The 16356-nt window shown below is 39.3% G+C and carries 14 protein-coding genes; 4 read left to right on the top strand and 10 right to left on the bottom strand.

The annotated features are described in order from the left end of the window. Window positions 1–170 precede the first annotated feature (170 nt). Window positions 171–632 (bottom strand): DUF441 domain-containing protein, encoded by a 462-nt coding sequence (locus LC455_RS11580; RefSeq protein ID WP_223591023.1) that lies wholly within the window; start codon window positions 630–632, stop codon window positions 171–173. A gap of 211 nt (window positions 633–843) precedes the next feature. Here LC455_RS11580 and ytvI point away from each other — a divergent pair, with 211 nt between their 5' ends. Continuing rightward, the gene (gene ytvI / locus LC455_RS11575) at window positions 844–1959 is read left to right on the top strand and encodes a sporulation integral membrane protein YtvI (protein WP_223591022.1); all 1116 of its coding nucleotides are present in this window, start codon (window positions 844–846) and stop codon (window positions 1957–1959) included. Window positions 1960–2005: 46 nt separating this feature from the next. Here ytvI and pyk read toward each other — a convergent pair whose 3' ends face one another. From pyk to dnaE, 7 genes are all read right to left on the bottom strand, one after another. Continuing rightward, window positions 2006–3769: a pyruvate kinase gene (pyk, locus tag LC455_RS11570; protein WP_223591021.1), complete on the bottom strand. Its 1764-nt coding sequence runs from the start codon at window positions 3767–3769 to the stop codon at window positions 2006–2008. Between the two features lie 29 nt (window positions 3770–3798). Continuing rightward, entirely contained in the window at window positions 3799–4758 is a 960-nt protein-coding gene (gene pfkA, locus LC455_RS11565; protein ID WP_223591020.1) for a 6-phosphofructokinase, read from the bottom strand. A 295-nt stretch (window positions 4759–5053) separates the two neighbouring features. After that, on the bottom strand, window positions 5054–6031 hold the full coding sequence (accA, locus tag LC455_RS11560) for an acetyl-CoA carboxylase carboxyl transferase subunit alpha (protein WP_223591019.1): 978 nt from the start codon (window positions 6029–6031) through the stop codon (window positions 5054–5056). Next, window positions 6028–6903 (bottom strand): acetyl-CoA carboxylase, carboxyltransferase subunit beta, encoded by an 876-nt coding sequence (accD, locus tag LC455_RS11555; RefSeq protein WP_223591018.1) that lies wholly within the window; start codon window positions 6901–6903, stop codon window positions 6028–6030. Before accD ends, accA begins: the two co-directional genes overlap by 4 nt. A 206-nt stretch (window positions 6904–7109) precedes the next feature. Further along, the gene (locus tag LC455_RS11550; RefSeq protein ID WP_440446397.1) at window positions 7110–7676 is read right to left on the bottom strand and encodes a FadR/GntR family transcriptional regulator; all 567 of its coding nucleotides are present in this window, start codon (window positions 7674–7676) and stop codon (window positions 7110–7112) included. 56 nt (window positions 7677–7732) lie between these two features. Then, window positions 7733–8971: an NAD(P)-dependent malic enzyme gene (locus LC455_RS11545; RefSeq protein ID WP_223591016.1), complete on the bottom strand. Its 1239-nt coding sequence runs from the start codon at window positions 8969–8971 to the stop codon at window positions 7733–7735. 115 nt (window positions 8972–9086) lie between these two features. Next, the gene (gene dnaE / locus LC455_RS11540; protein WP_223591014.1) at window positions 9087–12449 is read right to left on the bottom strand and encodes a DNA polymerase III subunit alpha; all 3363 of its coding nucleotides are present in this window, start codon (window positions 12447–12449) and stop codon (window positions 9087–9089) included. A gap of 283 nt (window positions 12450–12732) precedes the next feature. Here dnaE and LC455_RS11535 point away from each other — a divergent pair, with 283 nt between their 5' ends. Together LC455_RS11535 and ytrI are read left to right on the top strand one after the other, a co-directional pair. Beyond that, window positions 12733–13071, top strand: coding sequence for a YtrH family sporulation protein (locus tag LC455_RS11535; RefSeq protein WP_223591012.1), 339 nt, complete (start codon window positions 12733–12735; stop codon window positions 13069–13071). Continuing rightward, the gene (gene ytrI / locus LC455_RS11530) at window positions 13068–13571 is read left to right on the top strand and encodes a sporulation membrane protein YtrI (protein ID WP_223591011.1); all 504 of its coding nucleotides are present in this window, start codon (window positions 13068–13070) and stop codon (window positions 13569–13571) included. Before LC455_RS11535 ends, ytrI begins: the two co-directional genes overlap by 4 nt. A 40-nt stretch (window positions 13572–13611) precedes the next feature. Here ytrI and LC455_RS11525 read toward each other — a convergent pair whose 3' ends face one another. Then, window positions 13612–14547, bottom strand: coding sequence for a DHH family phosphoesterase (locus LC455_RS11525; protein WP_223591010.1), 936 nt, complete (start codon window positions 14545–14547; stop codon window positions 13612–13614). An 86-nt stretch (window positions 14548–14633) separates the two neighbouring features. Between LC455_RS11525 and LC455_RS11520 the strand changes: the two genes are divergently transcribed. Then, window positions 14634–14942, top strand: coding sequence for a YtpI family protein (locus LC455_RS11520; RefSeq protein ID WP_223591009.1), 309 nt, complete (start codon window positions 14634–14636; stop codon window positions 14940–14942). A 52-nt stretch (window positions 14943–14994) separates the two neighbouring features. On the opposite strand, the gene LC455_RS11515 is transcribed toward LC455_RS11520, so the two are convergent. Then, the gene (locus LC455_RS11515; protein WP_223591008.1) at window positions 14995–16314 is read right to left on the bottom strand and encodes a CBS domain-containing protein; all 1320 of its coding nucleotides are present in this window, start codon (window positions 16312–16314) and stop codon (window positions 14995–14997) included. Window positions 16315–16356: the final 42 nt, after the last annotated feature.

The following is a 16356-nucleotide window of genomic DNA, read 5'->3' as shown; positions in this document are numbered from 1 at the left end:
TTGAATGCCTTTTCATTCACATGATAAAAAAATTTTTACAAGTAATACTGTATACATATATGATTTATGTAAAAAAGGTGACGCTTACAAGCCTATTATAAACAATTATCAGAACTTTGTGAATGAAAAGGGCCTGAATTTGTTAAAAAAAATATTATTTCACAAAAAATCTAAGTAAAAAAACTAAAGATTTTCATGGAGGCATAGGCAATCCCAGCGCCAATCAGTGGGCCAACCGCCACACCTTTAAAGATGGATACAGAAAGAATAGTTCCTAAAACCAAGGCTGTTGTAATCTGTGGATCATTTGCTAATAAGGTTACGCCGCCTTTCGCCAGCAATGCCACAAGCATCCCTGAGACAAGTGCAATCCATGCATAAGGGGTTTTAAAGGCACCTGTTAAGTCTCGAAAGCCAATTTCACCCGTTGCAATCGGTGCTAGTACAGCGATGGTAATCACGGTAACTCCCCAATTAATCCCCTTCGCTTGCAGAAACGAGAAGGATTTAGTATCCATGCCGATCAGCTTTAAAAAGAGCAGGACTGCTATAGCCAACATTAATGAACTATTTTTAGCAAGAAATCCAATGATCAATAATAAAATAAGGAATAAAACAGGCTGGCTTATCATTTTGTCACACCATTTCCACATACAAATTATTGTACCATAACATTTAAAAAAGGTCAGAATCCTGAATTGATAGGGTATTTTTGTTTTCTAAGTTTTTGAAACTTTTATTCATTACTTTCGTATTAATGTTTGAGATTTGGAAAATTATACACAAACGCTTATAAAATGGTAAACTAAAACCAATATTTCGTTATGAATAGGAGGTCTATGCTTGAATCCTAAATACATATATCAAACATTAAGATTTTTACTTGTCATTGGTGTCGTCGTTTTAGCACTCTTTTCTTTTTATTTTGTATCAAAGGTTGCTTATCCTTTTATTATCGGCCTTATTATTGCTCTTATGATTAACCCGCTCGTCAATATTTTTGAAAAAAAAGCGAAAATGCCGCGGGTACTTTCGGTCTTCCTTGCTCTAATTATTATATTTGCCTTATTTGCCGGGTTAATTACACTATTAGTAGCTGAGATTGTATCAGGTGCCACTTATTTAGCTAAGGTAGTACCAGAACATCTGGATACGCTCATTAATTATCTTGAGGATTATTTTACAGGCCAAATTCTTCCGCTTTACAATCAATTAACGAGTGTATTTAATAAGCTTGAAACCGGACAGCAGGATACAATCATTTCCAATATCCAAAATGTCGGTCAGAAAATCGGCTCTACGGTTGGATCATTTATTCAAAATTTATTTTTAAAAATTCCAAATATCATTTCCTGGTTTCCAAATGTGGCAACCGTGCTCATTTTTTCGCTTTTGGCTACTTTCTTTATCAGCAAGGATTGGTATCGTTTATCGGCCATGGGAGGAAGACTTTTACCTGAAAAAGCAAAAAGGAGCGGCAGAACCGTTTTCGTTGACTTAAAGAGGGCATTATTTGGCTTTATTAGAGCACAATTGACACTTATCTCTATTACAACAATTATTATTTTAATTGGTCTTCTTGTCTTAAGGGTTGATTATGCGATTACGATTGCTTTGGTTACAGGAATTGTTGACATCATCCCATACCTTGGAACAGGTGCAGTATTTGTTCCGTGGATTATTTATGAAGCAATCGGCGGTGATATGGGCCTTGCAATTGGACTTGGCGTCCTCTATATCATCGTTTTAGTTCAAAGGCAAATCATGGAGCCGAAAATTCTTTCTTCCAGTATTGGCCTCGACCCATTAGCCACTTTAATTGCACTTTTTGTTGGTTTTAAATTAATTGGTTTTTTAGGCTTGATTGTCGGACCAGTTACCCTCGTTATTATTAGCACACTATATCGAGCCAATGTCTTTCATGATGTTTGGTCCTTTATAAAAGGGAAGCAAGTATAGCAGAAAAAAAGTCAGCTCCAAATTAAATAGGAAGCTGACTTTTTTATTATAAGACGCTTGCATGCCCGTTATAGATAACTCCTCTTGTTGCATCGACGGTTATCTCTTGGCCTTCCTTCAATAATTCCATCACATTGTCCACGCCAACTATTACTGGGATGCCTAGGTTTAATCCAACCACAGCAGCATGGCTTGTTAATCCGCCTTCTTGGGTAATGAGAGCGGCGCATTTTTCAATTGCAGGAACCATATCACGATCCGAACCAATTGTCACAAGAATTGAGCCTGGCTTTACTTTTTCTAAAGCCTCCTGTGCATTATGAGCTATAACCACTTTACCGAATGCAGACTTTCGGCCAATTCCTTGAGCTTTTGTGATAATATCGCCGACAACATGAATTTTCATCAGATTTGTAGTTCCAGCTTCACCGACTGGTACACCTGCAGTAATGACTACTAAATCACCACTCTTAACGATCCCGCTGTTTAAACTTTCCTGAACAGCAATATCAAGCATTTCATCAGTTGTTGCGCACATTGTTCCAACTCGCGTATAAACACCCCAAACAAGAGATAAACGGCGGGAAACAGAATCATTAGCAGCTACCGCAACAATCGGAGCTTTAGGACGATACTTGGAAATCATTCTTGCAGTATGTCCGCTTTCGGTCGGAGTAATAATCGCATTTACTTCTAAATTTAAAGCCGTATGAGCTACAGACTGGCCAATGGCATCGGTAAGATTGTGTTCAGTATCTTTACTGCGGCTTGAGAGAATTTCTTTATGATCCAAAGCCTGTTCTGCTCTAGAAGCAATATTGTGCATGGTTTGAACTGCTTCCACCGGATAAAGGCCCGCAGCTGTTTCTCCTGATAACATAATAGCATCTGTTCCATCAAAAATAGCATTGGCTACGTCGCTTGCCTCTGCTCTTGTTGGTCTTGGATTTCGCTGCATAGAGTCGAGCATCTGAGTAGCTGTAATTACAGGCTTTCCTTGTGCATTACATTTCTTAATGAGCATTTTTTGAACAAGCGGAACCTCTTCTGCAGGAATTTCGACGCCAAGGTCTCCACGAGCCACCATCAAACCATCAGAAATCTCTAGAATTTCATCGATGTTATCTACGCCCTCATGGTTTTCAATTTTAGGGATAATATGGATATGCGCAGCATTATTCTCTTCTAAAAGCTGACGGATCTCTAACACGTCTTTGGCCGTACGAACAAATGAAGCGGCAATAAAATCAATTCCTTGTTCGATTCCAAAAAGGATATCTTGTCGATCCTTTTCTGTAATGCCCGGCAGTTTAACCGACACCCCCGGAACATTAACACCTTTTTTATTTTTTAACGTGCCGCTGTTTAAAATTTTAGTATGAATTTCATTTTCGTCAGTATCTATCTTGATAACTTCAAGTCCAATCAATCCATCGTCCAGCAGGATTTTTGAACCGATATGCACATCTTCGATCAGGCCTGGATATGTAACAGAGAATTTTTCAACTGTTCCTTCGACTTCCGTCATTGAAACAATTATATTTTCTCCGGCCTTTAGCTCAATCGCGCCGTTCACCATATTGTTTGTACGAATTTCCGGGCCTTTTGTATCAAGTAAAATGGCAACGGTTTTTCCAGTCAACTCTGCTGCTTCGCGGATATTTCGAATCCGTCCGCCATGTTCTTCGAAATTCCCATGGGAAAAATTCAACCGGGCCACATTCATTCCTGAATTTATTAATTGGGTTAATTTTTCAACACTTTCACTTGCAGGACCAATCGTACAAACGATTTTTGTTTTACGTAACATCCTTGTTATCCTCCGATACTACAAAATAGTTAAATAGATAATTCCTTTGATAGCTTAAACAATTCAAGATCTAATACATGTTTCCGGCCTAATGCTTCAACAATGTCATAATCAACTAGCTGATTATTTTCGATACCTACGGCTCGGCCGCCTTTTCCTTCAATAAGGAGCTCAACTGCTCTTGCTCCCAATCTGCTCGCTAGTACTCTGTCAGCAGCTGTCGGGGATCCTCCGCGCTGCATATGCCCCAACACTGAAACCCGAGTGTCAAAATTCGTTAATTCTTGAAGCTCCTTGGCAAATTCCACGCCGCTGCAGACACCTTCAGCAACAATGATGATACTATGCTTTTTCCCGCGCTCTTGTCCTTTACGGAGCCTGTCAGCTACTTCATTCATGTCATAATTCTCTTCAGGAATAAGAATGGTTTCTGCACCGCCTGCTAGTCCTGCCCATAGAGCAATATCCCCTGCGTCCCGGCCCATTACTTCAATGACAAAAGTTCTTTCATGGGATGTAGCAGTGTCACGAATTTTATCCACTGCATCTATAACTGTATTTAATGCCGTATCAAAACCAATTGTAAGTTCTGTTCCAGGAATATCATTATCAATCGTTCCAGGAACACCGACACATGGATAGCCAAGCTCTGTCAATGCCTTCGCCCCACGGTATGAACCATCACCGCCAATAACAACAAGGCCTTCAATCCCATGGACATTCAGCTGCTCGATCCCTTTTAGCTGGACATCTTTTGTTTTAAACTCCGGACACCGTGCTGAATGCAGCATTGTACCACCACGATGAATAATGTCCCCAACAGAACCGAGCTCTAATTTTTTAATATTTCCACAGATTAATCCGGAATACCCTCCATAAATACCATAAACTTCAACGTTATGATAGATTGCTTTTCGAACAACAGCGCGGATGGCTGGATTCATCCCAGGGGAATCTCCACCGCTCGTAAGTACCCCAATTTTTTTCATGGATATCACCTCAATATCAAAATAAAAATTATGTAATCATTCATTGAAAGAAACACAGAATATGCCAAAATACCTTCTTTTATTATTCACATAAAACCCTTGAATATTAATAAAATAACATGAAGAAATAGCCATAACAACCCAATCGTATTAGTAATTATAATAGACAGAATAGTTAGTAAACTGGAAGCGTTTTATACTCAAGTGTAAGCGTCATCATTGTCTATTCCTTGAAATTTTCATGTTTATTTATTGAACGGGTGAAAAAAAATCGTGCCCCACTGAGCACGATTTTTTACTTAACTCCAATAAGATCATTGATTAAAGCAAATTCACCGATTGAGCGGAATCGATTGTACCGATCGGAAATTAATTCATCCTCAGATAATTTTAACAGTTGCTTTAGTGAGTCACTAAGAATCTTTTCAATTTCCTCCGCCTGTTCTTGAACATCCTTATGAGCACCGCCCTTTACTTCAGGGATGATGGCATCAATTACGCCGAGCTCTTTCAAGTCAGGAGCGGTAATTTTCATCGTCTCTGCGGCATTTTTAGCGAAAGAGGCATCCTTCCATAAAATTGCGGCTGCCCCTTCTGGTGAAATAACCGAGTAGGTTGAGTTTTCAAGCATATAAATGCGGTTCCCTACTCCAAGAGCCAAGGCCCCGCCGCTGCCGCCTTCTCCTATAACAATACAAATAACGGGTACCTTTAAACCAGCCATCTCAAACAGATTGCGGGCAATCGCTTCACTTTGGCCCCGTTCTTCTGCAGCTTTCCCTGGATAGGCACCTTTTGTATCAATAAAGCAAATAATTGGCCGATTAAATTTATCTGCCTGCTTCATTAAGCGAAGGGCTTTTCTATAGCCCTCAGGATGTGGCATTCCAAAGTTCCGGCGAATGTTTTCCTTTGTGTCTTTTCCCCGCTGATGACCAATGACGGTAACCGGAAGACCTTTAAATTTTGCTATTCCGCCCACAATCGCTTCATCATCAGCAAAAGTGCGATCACCATGACATTCAAAGAAATCTTCAAACAGGAAGGAAATATAATCCAGGGTTGTCGGTCTATTCGCGAGACGAGCGATTTGGACTCTGTCCCATGGTTTAATATTTTCGTAAATATCCTGCTCTAGCTTTTCTAAACGTCCCTCTAATTTTTTAATTTCAGAGCTTAAATCCACATCAGCGTTTTTTGTGAATTCCTTTAATTCACTGATTTTCTTCCTTAGCTCCACTACCGGGCGTTCAAATTCCAATTCTCCAATCATGCCAGTTCACCCCCTGGTTGATGAATATCTAGAATGGTTGAGATTTTCTCTACCATGTCAAGACGTGAAATAATTGCATCCAGCTGACCATGCTTTAATAGAAACTCTGCTGTTTGAAAATCCTCAGGCAATTCTTCACGGATTGATTGCTCAATAACTCGCCGTCCGGCAAATGCTATTAACGCGCCTGGTTCAGCGAGGTTGTAATCCCCTAATGAGGCAAAGCTTGCAGAAACGCCGCCTGTTGTCGGATGGGTCATAATGGAAATAATTAAGCCGCCGTTGTCGCTGAATTTCTTTAAAGCAACACTCGTCTTTGCCATTTGCATCAAGCTTAAAGCACCCTCTTGCATTCTAGCACCGCCAGAAGCTGTAAAAATGACAAAAGGTACACCAAGTTCATCTGCTTTTTCAATTGCAAGTGTAATTTTCTCACCAACAACTGATCCCATACTTCCCATTCGGAAGGATGAATCCATGATGGCTACGACTAATTTATGTCCGCCAACTGACCCTATACCCGTAACAACTGCTTCATTTAATTGACTTTTTTGCCGGTCCTTTTCAAGCTTTTCCAAATAATCAGGAAAATTAAGTGGATTTTTGGAAATCATATTTTCATTAATTTCTTCAAAGCTTCCCTCATCAATAAAGCTATCGATTCGTTCTTTCGCATTCATCGGAAAATGATGTCCGCAATGTAAACAAACCAATAAATTTTTGGAAAGTTCCTTTGAATACATAATTTTCTTACATGTAGGACACTTCGTCATTATTCCTTCTGGAACATCACTTTTCGCTGCTTCTGTCGGTATCGTTGCATATTTTTTCTTTTTTGTTTGGTTTTTTGTAAAAAGATCTTTAAGCGCCAAAATTAAACCTCCCTGGTTCGCTTCTGCATTATGGGACGATTCCCCACTATATTCTATTCAGAAGTCTTTCTATCTTATTTAAACTTCATACGTTTATATTCACAAAAGTGGTCAGACCACTAGATGATTAAAATTCCCTTAAAAATTGGGCTTGTACAGAATTCACTATAAAATAAAAAGAGTTCAAAATTTGTTAGTTCTTGTCGTTAGAATGAAGACAAATTTCTTAAGTTGTAGTATGCAGAAAGTGTTTTTGCTTCATCTTTATCAGCTAATCCATTTAGCAAAAGTATATAGTCTTCAAACTTATAGGTACCCTGAATGGGATTTAAAGAATAATAATACTCTTTTAAGATTAACCAAATCCTCAAGAAGAGGTGATTGTCAGACATTTCGATGATTCGGTAAAAGAACTCATCATCTGTAAAATGTTCTTCTTTATTAATCCAATCATGCAAAATGGCTAAATGATGATCGTCCATCCTTTGAAGGACCAAACGAAGACAATCCATCTCGATATAGTTTTTAGTTTCGAACACATCCCGTTTGGCTTTTTCATCCTGTAAAATAAATGTGCCGAGAAGCTGGACCAGCTGATTACCGCGAAAGTCTCTGATAAATGTTCCTTCACCGCGGCGTGTTTCAATTAAGCCAAGTAATTCTAATGCTCTTAATGCTTCCCGAACTGAAGAGCGCCCGAAATTCAGGCGCTCTGACAATTCTCGTTCTGAAGGGATTTTATCTCCTGGCTTCAGTCCATCAATTGTAATCATTTCTCGTAATTGCTTTACAATCTCTAAATAAACCTTTGAGCTTGTCACTAATGGAATCACTCACTTTTGCCAATCAAAGCGAGCCTTTGTGTTTTTTCTTTCACTTCTTCTGGGTCTACTTTTATGCGGGCGACACCTGTTTCCATCGCAGCTTTTGCGACTGCTGCTGCCACATTTGGAGCAACCCTTGGATCGAATGGAGCTGGAATAACATAATCTGCATTTAGCTCATCTTCATGGATTAATCCCGCAATCGCTTCCACTGCTGCCACTTTCATTTTTTCGTTAATATGTGTAGCACGAACATCAAGGGCACCGCGGAAAATGCCTGGGAAAGCAAGTACATTGTTTACTTGATTTGGGAAATCAGAGCGGCCTGTTCCTACTACTTTCGCTCCTGCTTCTTTTGCATCCTCAGGCATAATTTCTGGAACTGGATTAGCCATCGCAAAAATGATTGAGTCTGGATTCATGGATGCTACCATTTCTTTCGTTAGAGCCCCAGCAACAGATACTCCAATAAAGACATCGGCACCTTTAATAACATCTGCAAGACTGCCAGAAAGATTGTCGCGATTCGTATATTTTGCTACTTCTGCTTTTACATTGTTCATACCTTGAGGGCGGCCCTCGTAGATGGCACCCTTCGTATCACACATAATGATATCTCTTACACCATAGCTATATAATAATTTAATAATAGCAATCCCAGCAGCCCCTGCACCGTTTGCAACGACTTTAATTTCTGTCATTTTCTTGCCAACAAGCTTTAAGGCATTGACTAGACCTGCAACGGTTACAATTGCAGTACCATGCTGGTCATCATGAAAGATTGGGATATTGGCTTCTTTTTTCAGTCTTTCCTCAATTACAAAACAATTTGGAGCTGCAATGTCTTCAAGATTTACGCCGCCAAAGGTTGGCTCAAGTAACTTAACAGTTTCAACAATTTTATCAACATCTGTAGTGTTTAAGCAAATCGGAAAAGCATCGACCCCGGCAAAGCTTTTAAATAATACTGCTTTTCCCTCCATTACTGGGAGAGCCGCTTCCGGACCAATATTACCAAGTCCAAGAACCGCTGTGCCATCAGATACTACTGCAACCATGTTTCCTTTCATGGTATAGTCGTATACGGTTTCTGGTTTTTCATAAATTTCTTTACATGGTTCGGCTACACCTGGTGAATAAGCTAGGCTTAAATCAGTCGCATTCCGAACTTGCACTTTTGATTTTGATTCTAATTTGCCCTTGTTAATCCGATGCATATGTAATGCTTCTTCACGTAAAGTCAAGACATGTCACCCCTCGAATAATTACAAAAAAATGATTAGAACATCCTATTATATTGGTGGTCAGACCACACTTGTCTCTTTATCACTATAACATATCTACGATAGTTGTAAAGAATTAATCTTTTAGTACAACATTTTCTGAACCGAGAATAGTCCTTAATTGTTCTAATAAAATTGAGGTTGGATTAACATTATTTTCTGATCCTAATTTAATGGTTTTACGGGTTGTTTCATAATGCAATACAACTCCCGTTTCCCCTTTATTTTCCATTAAGACATGATTAATTTGCTTAAGCGAAGTTTCATCCTGTTTTCCCCTGACAATTTTCAAATACAAAACGGATTGATTATTTATTTTGGTTTCTAGCCACTGTTCTAAATCATTTACTTGTTGAATGATAAACTGCCGTTTTCCGTCCCGTTCTTCTATTTTCCCCTCCAGCCAGGCAAATTTCCCCTGCCCTAACAAGAGCGAAGCTTTTTTATACACATTGGGGAATGCGACTGCCTCCATTTCTCCGCTGCCATCACTCACCATTAAAAATGCCATCGAATCCCCTTTTCTTGTGCGAATGGATTTCAATGAGGAAATATAGACTCCTACACCCACTCTTCGCTGATCAGTTTTAAGATGAAACAGCACCTGCGCACCTATCTTTTTTAAATTCTTTTCGAAAATAGAGATTGGATGGTCTGACAGGTAGAGTCCAAGTGCTTCTTTTTCAAAGTATAGTTTATTTTCCTGGGTGATAGGGTCGACGTCAACATACTTCGGCTTAAGATTAAATTCTTCCTCAAATAAATCAAATTGATTAGAATCATCTGGTTTGAATATTTGGGCATGTTCTATGGCAACATCCAAACTGGCAAGCAGTACGGCACGATCCTCGCCAAATTCATCGAAGCTTCCGGAATGAACAAGAGACTCCATTGTTTTCCGATTTATTGCTTTCGAGGAAACCCGAATACAAAAATCAAATAAGTCCAGAAACTTCTTTGTTTTTCTTATTTGAAAAATTTCTTTTAAAGCAGTGCCTCCAACGCTTTTAATCGCTGCAAGGCTATAGCGGATGGCCCCTTTTTCAATTAAAAAGGAATAACCGCTCTGATTAATGGACGGGGGCAGAATGACGATATCCTTCTGCTTTGTTTCCATAATGTATTGTGCGATTTTCACCTCGTTTCCAATAGCAGATGTCAGTAATCCAGCCATGAAATACACTGGAAAATTTGCTTTTAAATAGGCAAGCTGATATGCAATCATACTATAGGCTACCGCATGGCTTCTATTGAATCCATAATTGGCAAATCGAACAATTAAATCATAAATGTCATTGGCGAGTGATAGATTGTATCCTTTTTTAAGCGCTCCTTGAACAAAGTGATGGCGCTCTTTGTCCAGTACCTCTTTTTGCTTTTTCCCGACAGCCCTTCTTAACAAATCTGCTTCCCCGAGTGAGAACCCAGCCATTTTCGAAGCAATTTGCATGATTTGTTCTTGGTAAACAATGACGCCATATGTATTCTCAAGAATTGGCTGGAGATCCGGATGCGGATATTCGACTGACTGCCCGCCATGTTTCCTGTCAATAAACAGCGGGATATTCTCCATTGGGCCTGGCCGATAAAGTGCATTAACTGCAACAATATCTTCAAATCTTGATGGCTTTAACCGTGTTAAAACCTTTCTCATCCCTTCTGATTCCAGCTGGAAAATTCCTGTCGTTTCCCCTTTTGATAATAGGTCGAAGACAGTTGGATCCTCTAATGGAATCGACCTGATATCCAGATTCGTTCCTGTATGACGTGATATAGAAGATAAAATGGATTCTATAAGCGATAGATTCCGAAGTCCTAAAAAATCCATCTTTAGCAAACCAATCTCTTCTAAGTGTTCCATTGAATATTGGGTTAGATAGACATTGTTAGAGCCCTTTTGAATCGGAACTAACTCTATGAGCTGCTTTTCACTAATAACCACCCCTGCGGCATGGGTAGAGGTATGGCGGGGCAGCCCTTCCAGCTTTAATGCTGTTTCAAAAAGTTTTCGATTGATCGAAGATTCCTGGACAAACCGCTGGAACCCCTCTGATTCATTGTAGGCAGATTGGATATTAATTCCTAACCGGGAAGGGATAAACTTCGATAATTGCTCGAGCTCTTTTGAATTCAAGCCGAATACTCTGCCGACATCTCTTAATGCTGCCTTGGCAGCAAGTGTCCCAAATGTAACAATTTGCGCTACATGAAGTTCTCCGTATTTCTTTGCAACATATTCAATTACTTCATCACGGCGATGGTCTGGAAAATCGATATCAATATCGGGCATAGAAATCCGCTCTGGATTTAAAAAACGTTCAAATAACAAATTATGTGTTAATGGATCGACATCGGTAATATATAAAACATATGCAACTAGAGATCCTGCAGCGGACCCCCTTCCAGGGCCTGTTAATATTCCATTTTCACGGGCATATTTCATAAAATCCCAGACAATTAAAAAATAATTGCTAAACTTCATTCGTTTAATTACTTCTAATTCATAGGATAACCGGTTATAGTACTCTTCGTTAGGAGAGGAAAAGCGTTCGAGAAGGCCTTTTTTACAAAGCATTTCAAGGTATTCCTCTGCGGGTATCCCATTTTCCGTCGGATAAGTCGGCAAATAGGTTTTATTTAATTCAATATTTACCTGACATCTATCGGCAATATTCAAAGCATTTTCTAAAGCTTCTGGAACCTCTGAGAAAGCATCTATCATTTCTGCTGTGGTTTTTAAATAGAATTGATCACTTCCCAATTTCTCCCTATGATCATCCTGCAATTTATCACCATTCTTAATCGCAAGCAAACATTCGTGAGCAAAGGTATCTTCTTTTTCTAAATAATGGACACGATTGGAGGCAACCATGGGGATATTCATTTCTCTCGAAACGGACTGAAGCTGATTCCGGATAGTTAACTCTTTCTCAAGCTGATGATTTTGCAGTGATAAGAAAAAGTTGCAACTGCCGAAAATAGTGGTCAATCTTTTAATTAATGCACGTGCCGAATCCTCGCTGCCCTTTAATAAAAGCTGTTCGATTTCGCCTTCAAGTCCCGGTGTAATGGCAATCAGCCCATCAGAATAATGCTTTAGCCATTTTAGGGGTATCCCATTTTCTACTTTTGTTTGAACAGCACTGGATATTTTTAAAAGATTTTTAAAACCACGATCATTTTCGGCAAGTAGCACGAGTGGATATGCTTCGTTTTCATTTATCTCACTGGCAACATCCACGGTTAAGCCGATAATCGGTTTTATATTATGCTTTTTACAGAGCTTATAAAATTCAATGGTGCCATACATCACATTTCTGTCGGTTAAGGCAAGTGCCCGAAAGCCCTTTGATTGGGCGTTTTTGATTAATTCCGGGACAGAAGCCGTGCTTGTCAACAAACTATACGCACTATATACATGAAGGTGAATAAAAGACATAAACGTCACACCCTTATAAATTATCTCACTATCTATTATAGAACTTCATACTAAAAAAGGAAAATATGTTCTCATTTTAATTTAAAAGCGGAAGCGCCTTGCCCAAGGGCGACAAGCATAAGACGAGCCGGCTTGAAGGTTGTTTTTTAACCTTCATGACGGATAGGCTTATGACTCGAGCCCCTAGGCGCTGCAGCTAGATAGTTCTCAATTTGAACATAATAACAATGGTTTGTCCATATAGATGAATATAAGGACTATTTTTATAGGGGCGGATGAAGGAATGAAAGAAATTGGTTTTTTTCCTGCGTTTATTGAAAGCTATTTTATTGCCTTAGGAGTCATTCTTGGAGGAGCATTGATCGGGGGGATTGCTTCTTTCTTAACTGGACAACCTCCCTTAACTACGGTGTATCGCTTATCTTCTGCACTAAGAATCTGGGCGATCGTCGCGGCGATTGGCGGAACCTTTGATACCGTGTATAGTTTTGAGAGGGGAATCCTTAATGCAGAAACCAGAGATCTTTTTAAACAATTTTTACTTATTCTTTCGGCATTAGGCGGCGCTCAGACTGGGGCGCTTATCATCAATTGGCTGACTCAGGAGCATATTTCATCATGAGAATCCCTCCCTATTACCGCAGGCCCTCCTGGCAGCGATTTTTTTCTGGAATGGTGATTGGCGGCGCGATTAGCTGGTGCATTTTTTTATATATACACGGAGTTTGGCAGGAGAAGTATTCAAAACAAATCCTTAGCCTCCAGGATAATATTTCTGATCTAAATAATGAAAAGAAAATTTGGCAGGAAGAATATAAGGAGTTAAACAAGCGGAACTTAGAAAAAATTACAGTTCAAAAAATAAACATTAAAATCACAAATTATGAAAAGTATAAGCTTGATTATTTTAGTACCTTTCAAACTGAAGAGGCTGTTAGGGATGATTTAAGTATCATGCTGGCCAAGGACTTAGACACTGTATACAAAAGCAAGGACCTCCTGAAAAAAATCATTGAAAACAAGCCATTGAAAATCAATGAAAAGAGATATAAGCTCAAGGTTAAGGAAATGGTCATTTATACCACCCTCTCCATTCAAGTAGAGCTGCAATTTGACAAATAAAAAAATCGGTCCATTGAAGGGGACCGATTTTTCATTTGAACTAACCTTTACATACTTCCTCTAGTTCTTTGAGGACTTGGCTTACCTCATCCCATGAATAGATGGACGCACCAGCTGCAAGCGGATGGCCGCCACCTTTAAACTTTCTGGCAACCGTATTAATAACAGGACCCTTTGAGCGTAAACGCACGCGAATTTGATCATTTTCTTCAATAAAGAAAACCCATGCTTTAATCCCTTTTACATCTCCTAAGATCCCAACAAGAAGAGATGCCTCAGCCGGCCTTGCATCGTATTCGGCTAATAATTCTTTTGTTAACTTCACAGAGGCTACGCTGTTCTCATGTAATCCGAAGTTTTGTAATATGTACCCTTTTAGCTTAATTATATTGGCATCCAATTCGTACATTTTATCAAATAGCTCAGTCCGTGAGAAATTGTAATGAATTAATTCCCCAGCATAGGTGAATGTCTTTTCTGTTGAACTAGGAAACAGAAATCTTCCTGTATCCCCGACAATTCCAGCAAACAACAGCCGTGCCGCTTCATCATTCATTTTCAAACCTTTATCTTTTCCATACAGATAAAATTCATAAATCATTTCACTGCATGAACTTGCGGTCGTTTCGACCCATAATAAGTCACCATACGGGTCTTCATTTGGATGATGATCAATTTTAATGATCTTATCTCCTAAAGTATAGCGCTTATCACAGATTCTTTCTTGGTTGGCTGTATCACAAACAATAACTAAAGCGCCTTTATAGACCTCATCCTCAATCACATCAAGCCGGCGCATAAAGTGCAAGGTCGGTTCTTCTTGTCCAATTGCATAAATCTTTTTCTCCGGATAGGATGCTTGCAGAATCGCAACTAATCCACCTTGGGAGCCATAGGCATCTGGGTCGGGGCGCACATGACGATGGACAATAATCGTGTCATATTGTTCAATTGTTTCCAAAATTTTCTCTTTCATACAATCTCCTTTTTACAACGAAATATGGCGTTTTTTAAAAATAAAAGTTACAATAATAGATGATTTTAAACATGGAGGAACAGATCATGCTAGTTTTTGCCTTTTTAATCGTCATATTATTTGCTTTTTATTTATTTTATAAAACAAAATACATTCGAAGCAACCGTTTAGTCGAAAAGAAATGGCTTTCTGCTAAATCAAATATTGCCCTAGGGCTTTTCGTTTTCTTTTTTGGGATAAATTCCTTATTTGTATCTCAGTCAACAGGCACTTACATTGTTGCCGCAATTTTTATTATCTATGGGGCTTTATTCAGCTTGATAGGATACAAAAAATACAAACACTACCTGCCTTTTGCCATTGAGGAAGCAAAAGAGCTTGATATGCAAAAATAATAGATAAAAGCCGCTTCGTTCATAGGAAGCGGCTTTTATTTGGTTAATATTATTAAGTTCTATCTATTAGCTGGCACATCATCATCGCTTTTCCAACTAAGACACCTTCATTGAACACTTCTACATCCACTTTCCCGAACTTACGGCCTACTTCCAGTATTTTTGGAAAAATCTCCAGCCTGCTTTCCATTTGAACGGGTTTAATAAAGTAGATGGTCATGTTCTCTACTACGAGGTCCCCTTTTTTGTAGCTTCTGAGCACTCGATTCGCAGCATCCGAGACAATGGTCGTGAACACACCATAGGAAATCGTCCCAAGATGGTTCGTCATTTGCGGGGTTACTTCGCAAGAAAATACATCTTCCCCTTTTGCCCTTCCCTGCATTAACACCATCTGATTGGTTACGATATCATCAATCGTTTCGCCGACTTGAGGCTGTCTTTGGTTCATTTGAAGTGCTTTTAAGACATCCTGCCTGCTGATCAAGCCTTCCAAACGGTTGGAGTCATCCGCAACAGGAAGAACCTCAATTCCTTCCCACACCATCATATGGGCAGTGGAAGCAACACTCGTCTTCCCATTTACAGTCATTGGATGTTTGGTCATAATCTTATCGATAGAAGTATCTGCATTTTGACCTAACACATCCTTACTCGTCACCATTCCTTGAATCTTCATGTTTTGGTCGACTACAGGATAACGGCTATGTGTCGTTTGCTGATTTAATTCATGCCATTTTGACACTTTATCAGAGGTTTTTAGAAAGAAGGTTTCGGAAATAGGAGTTAAAATATCTTCCACCAAAATAATTTCTTTTTTGATTAACTGGTCATAAATAGCCCGGTTTATCATTGTGGCAACCGTAAACGTATCATAACTGGTGGAGATGACCGGCAGTTCCAGTTTATCCGCTAATTTTTTAACATGGTCCTCCGTATCAAATCCACCTGTAATTAGGACAGCTGCACCAGCCTTTATTGCAAGCTCATGGGCCTGTGTTCGGTTCCCGACAATTAACAGATTGCCAGCCTCAGTGTAGCGCATCATAGCCTCTAATTTCATCGCACCAATAACAAATTTATTAAGGGTTTTATGCAATCCTGCTCGTCCGCCTAGAACCTGGCCGTCAACAATGTTTACCACTTCGGCAAAAGTAAGCTTTTCAATATTTTCCTTCTTTTTTCGTTCAATTCTAATCGTTCCAACTCGTTCAATCGTGCTGACATAGCCTTTATTTTCTGCTTCTTTAATCGCACGATAGGCTGTTCCTTCACTTACCGTCATCGCCTTGGCGATTTGCCGCACTGATATTTTTTCACCGATTGGAAGTCCATCAATGTATTGTAATATTTGTTCATGCTTAGTAGCCAAGACCTTCACCCTTTATAATCAAATTCCAATCTATTCTGTCAA

This window comes from Neobacillus bataviensis (assembly GCF_019969725.1).
The sequence above is the reverse complement of the archived record's forward strand: the minus strand, read 5'-3'. Positions and strand labels throughout refer to the sequence as shown.

What these genes read in the sequence shown, in the direction of transcription:
- LC455_RS11580 (WP_223591023.1), bottom strand. Translation starts at nt 632, where the DNA reads ATGATAAGCCAGCCTGTTTTATTCCTTATTTTATTATTGATCATTGGA.
- ytrI (WP_223591011.1), top strand. Translation starts at nt 13,068, where the DNA reads ATGAGAATCCCTCCCTATTACCGCAGGCCCTCCTGGCAGCGATTTTTT.
- LC455_RS11520 (WP_223591009.1), top strand. Translation starts at nt 14,634, where the DNA reads ATGCTAGTTTTTGCCTTTTTAATCGTCATATTATTTGCTTTTTATTTA.
- pfkA (WP_223591020.1), bottom strand. Translation starts at nt 4,758, where the DNA reads ATGAAAAAAATTGGGGTACTTACGAGCGGTGGAGATTCCCCTGGGATG.
- LC455_RS11525 (WP_223591010.1), bottom strand. Translation starts at nt 14,547, where the DNA reads ATGAAAGAGAAAATTTTGGAAACAATTGAACAATATGACACGATTATT.
- accA (WP_223591019.1), bottom strand. Translation starts at nt 6,031, where the DNA reads ATGATTGGAGAATTGGAATTTGAACGCCCGGTAGTGGAGCTAAGGAAG.
- pyk (WP_223591021.1), bottom strand. Translation starts at nt 3,769, where the DNA reads ATGTTACGTAAAACAAAAATCGTTTGTACGATTGGTCCTGCAAGTGAA.
- LC455_RS11550 (WP_440446397.1), bottom strand. Translation starts at nt 7,676, where the DNA reads ATGATTACAATTGATGGACTGAAGCCAGGAGATAAAATCCCTTCAGAA.
- LC455_RS11535 (WP_223591012.1), top strand. Translation starts at nt 12,733, where the DNA reads ATGAAAGAAATTGGTTTTTTTCCTGCGTTTATTGAAAGCTATTTTATT.
- dnaE (WP_223591014.1), bottom strand. Translation starts at nt 12,449, where the DNA reads ATGTCTTTTATTCACCTTCATGTATATAGTGCGTATAGTTTGTTGACA.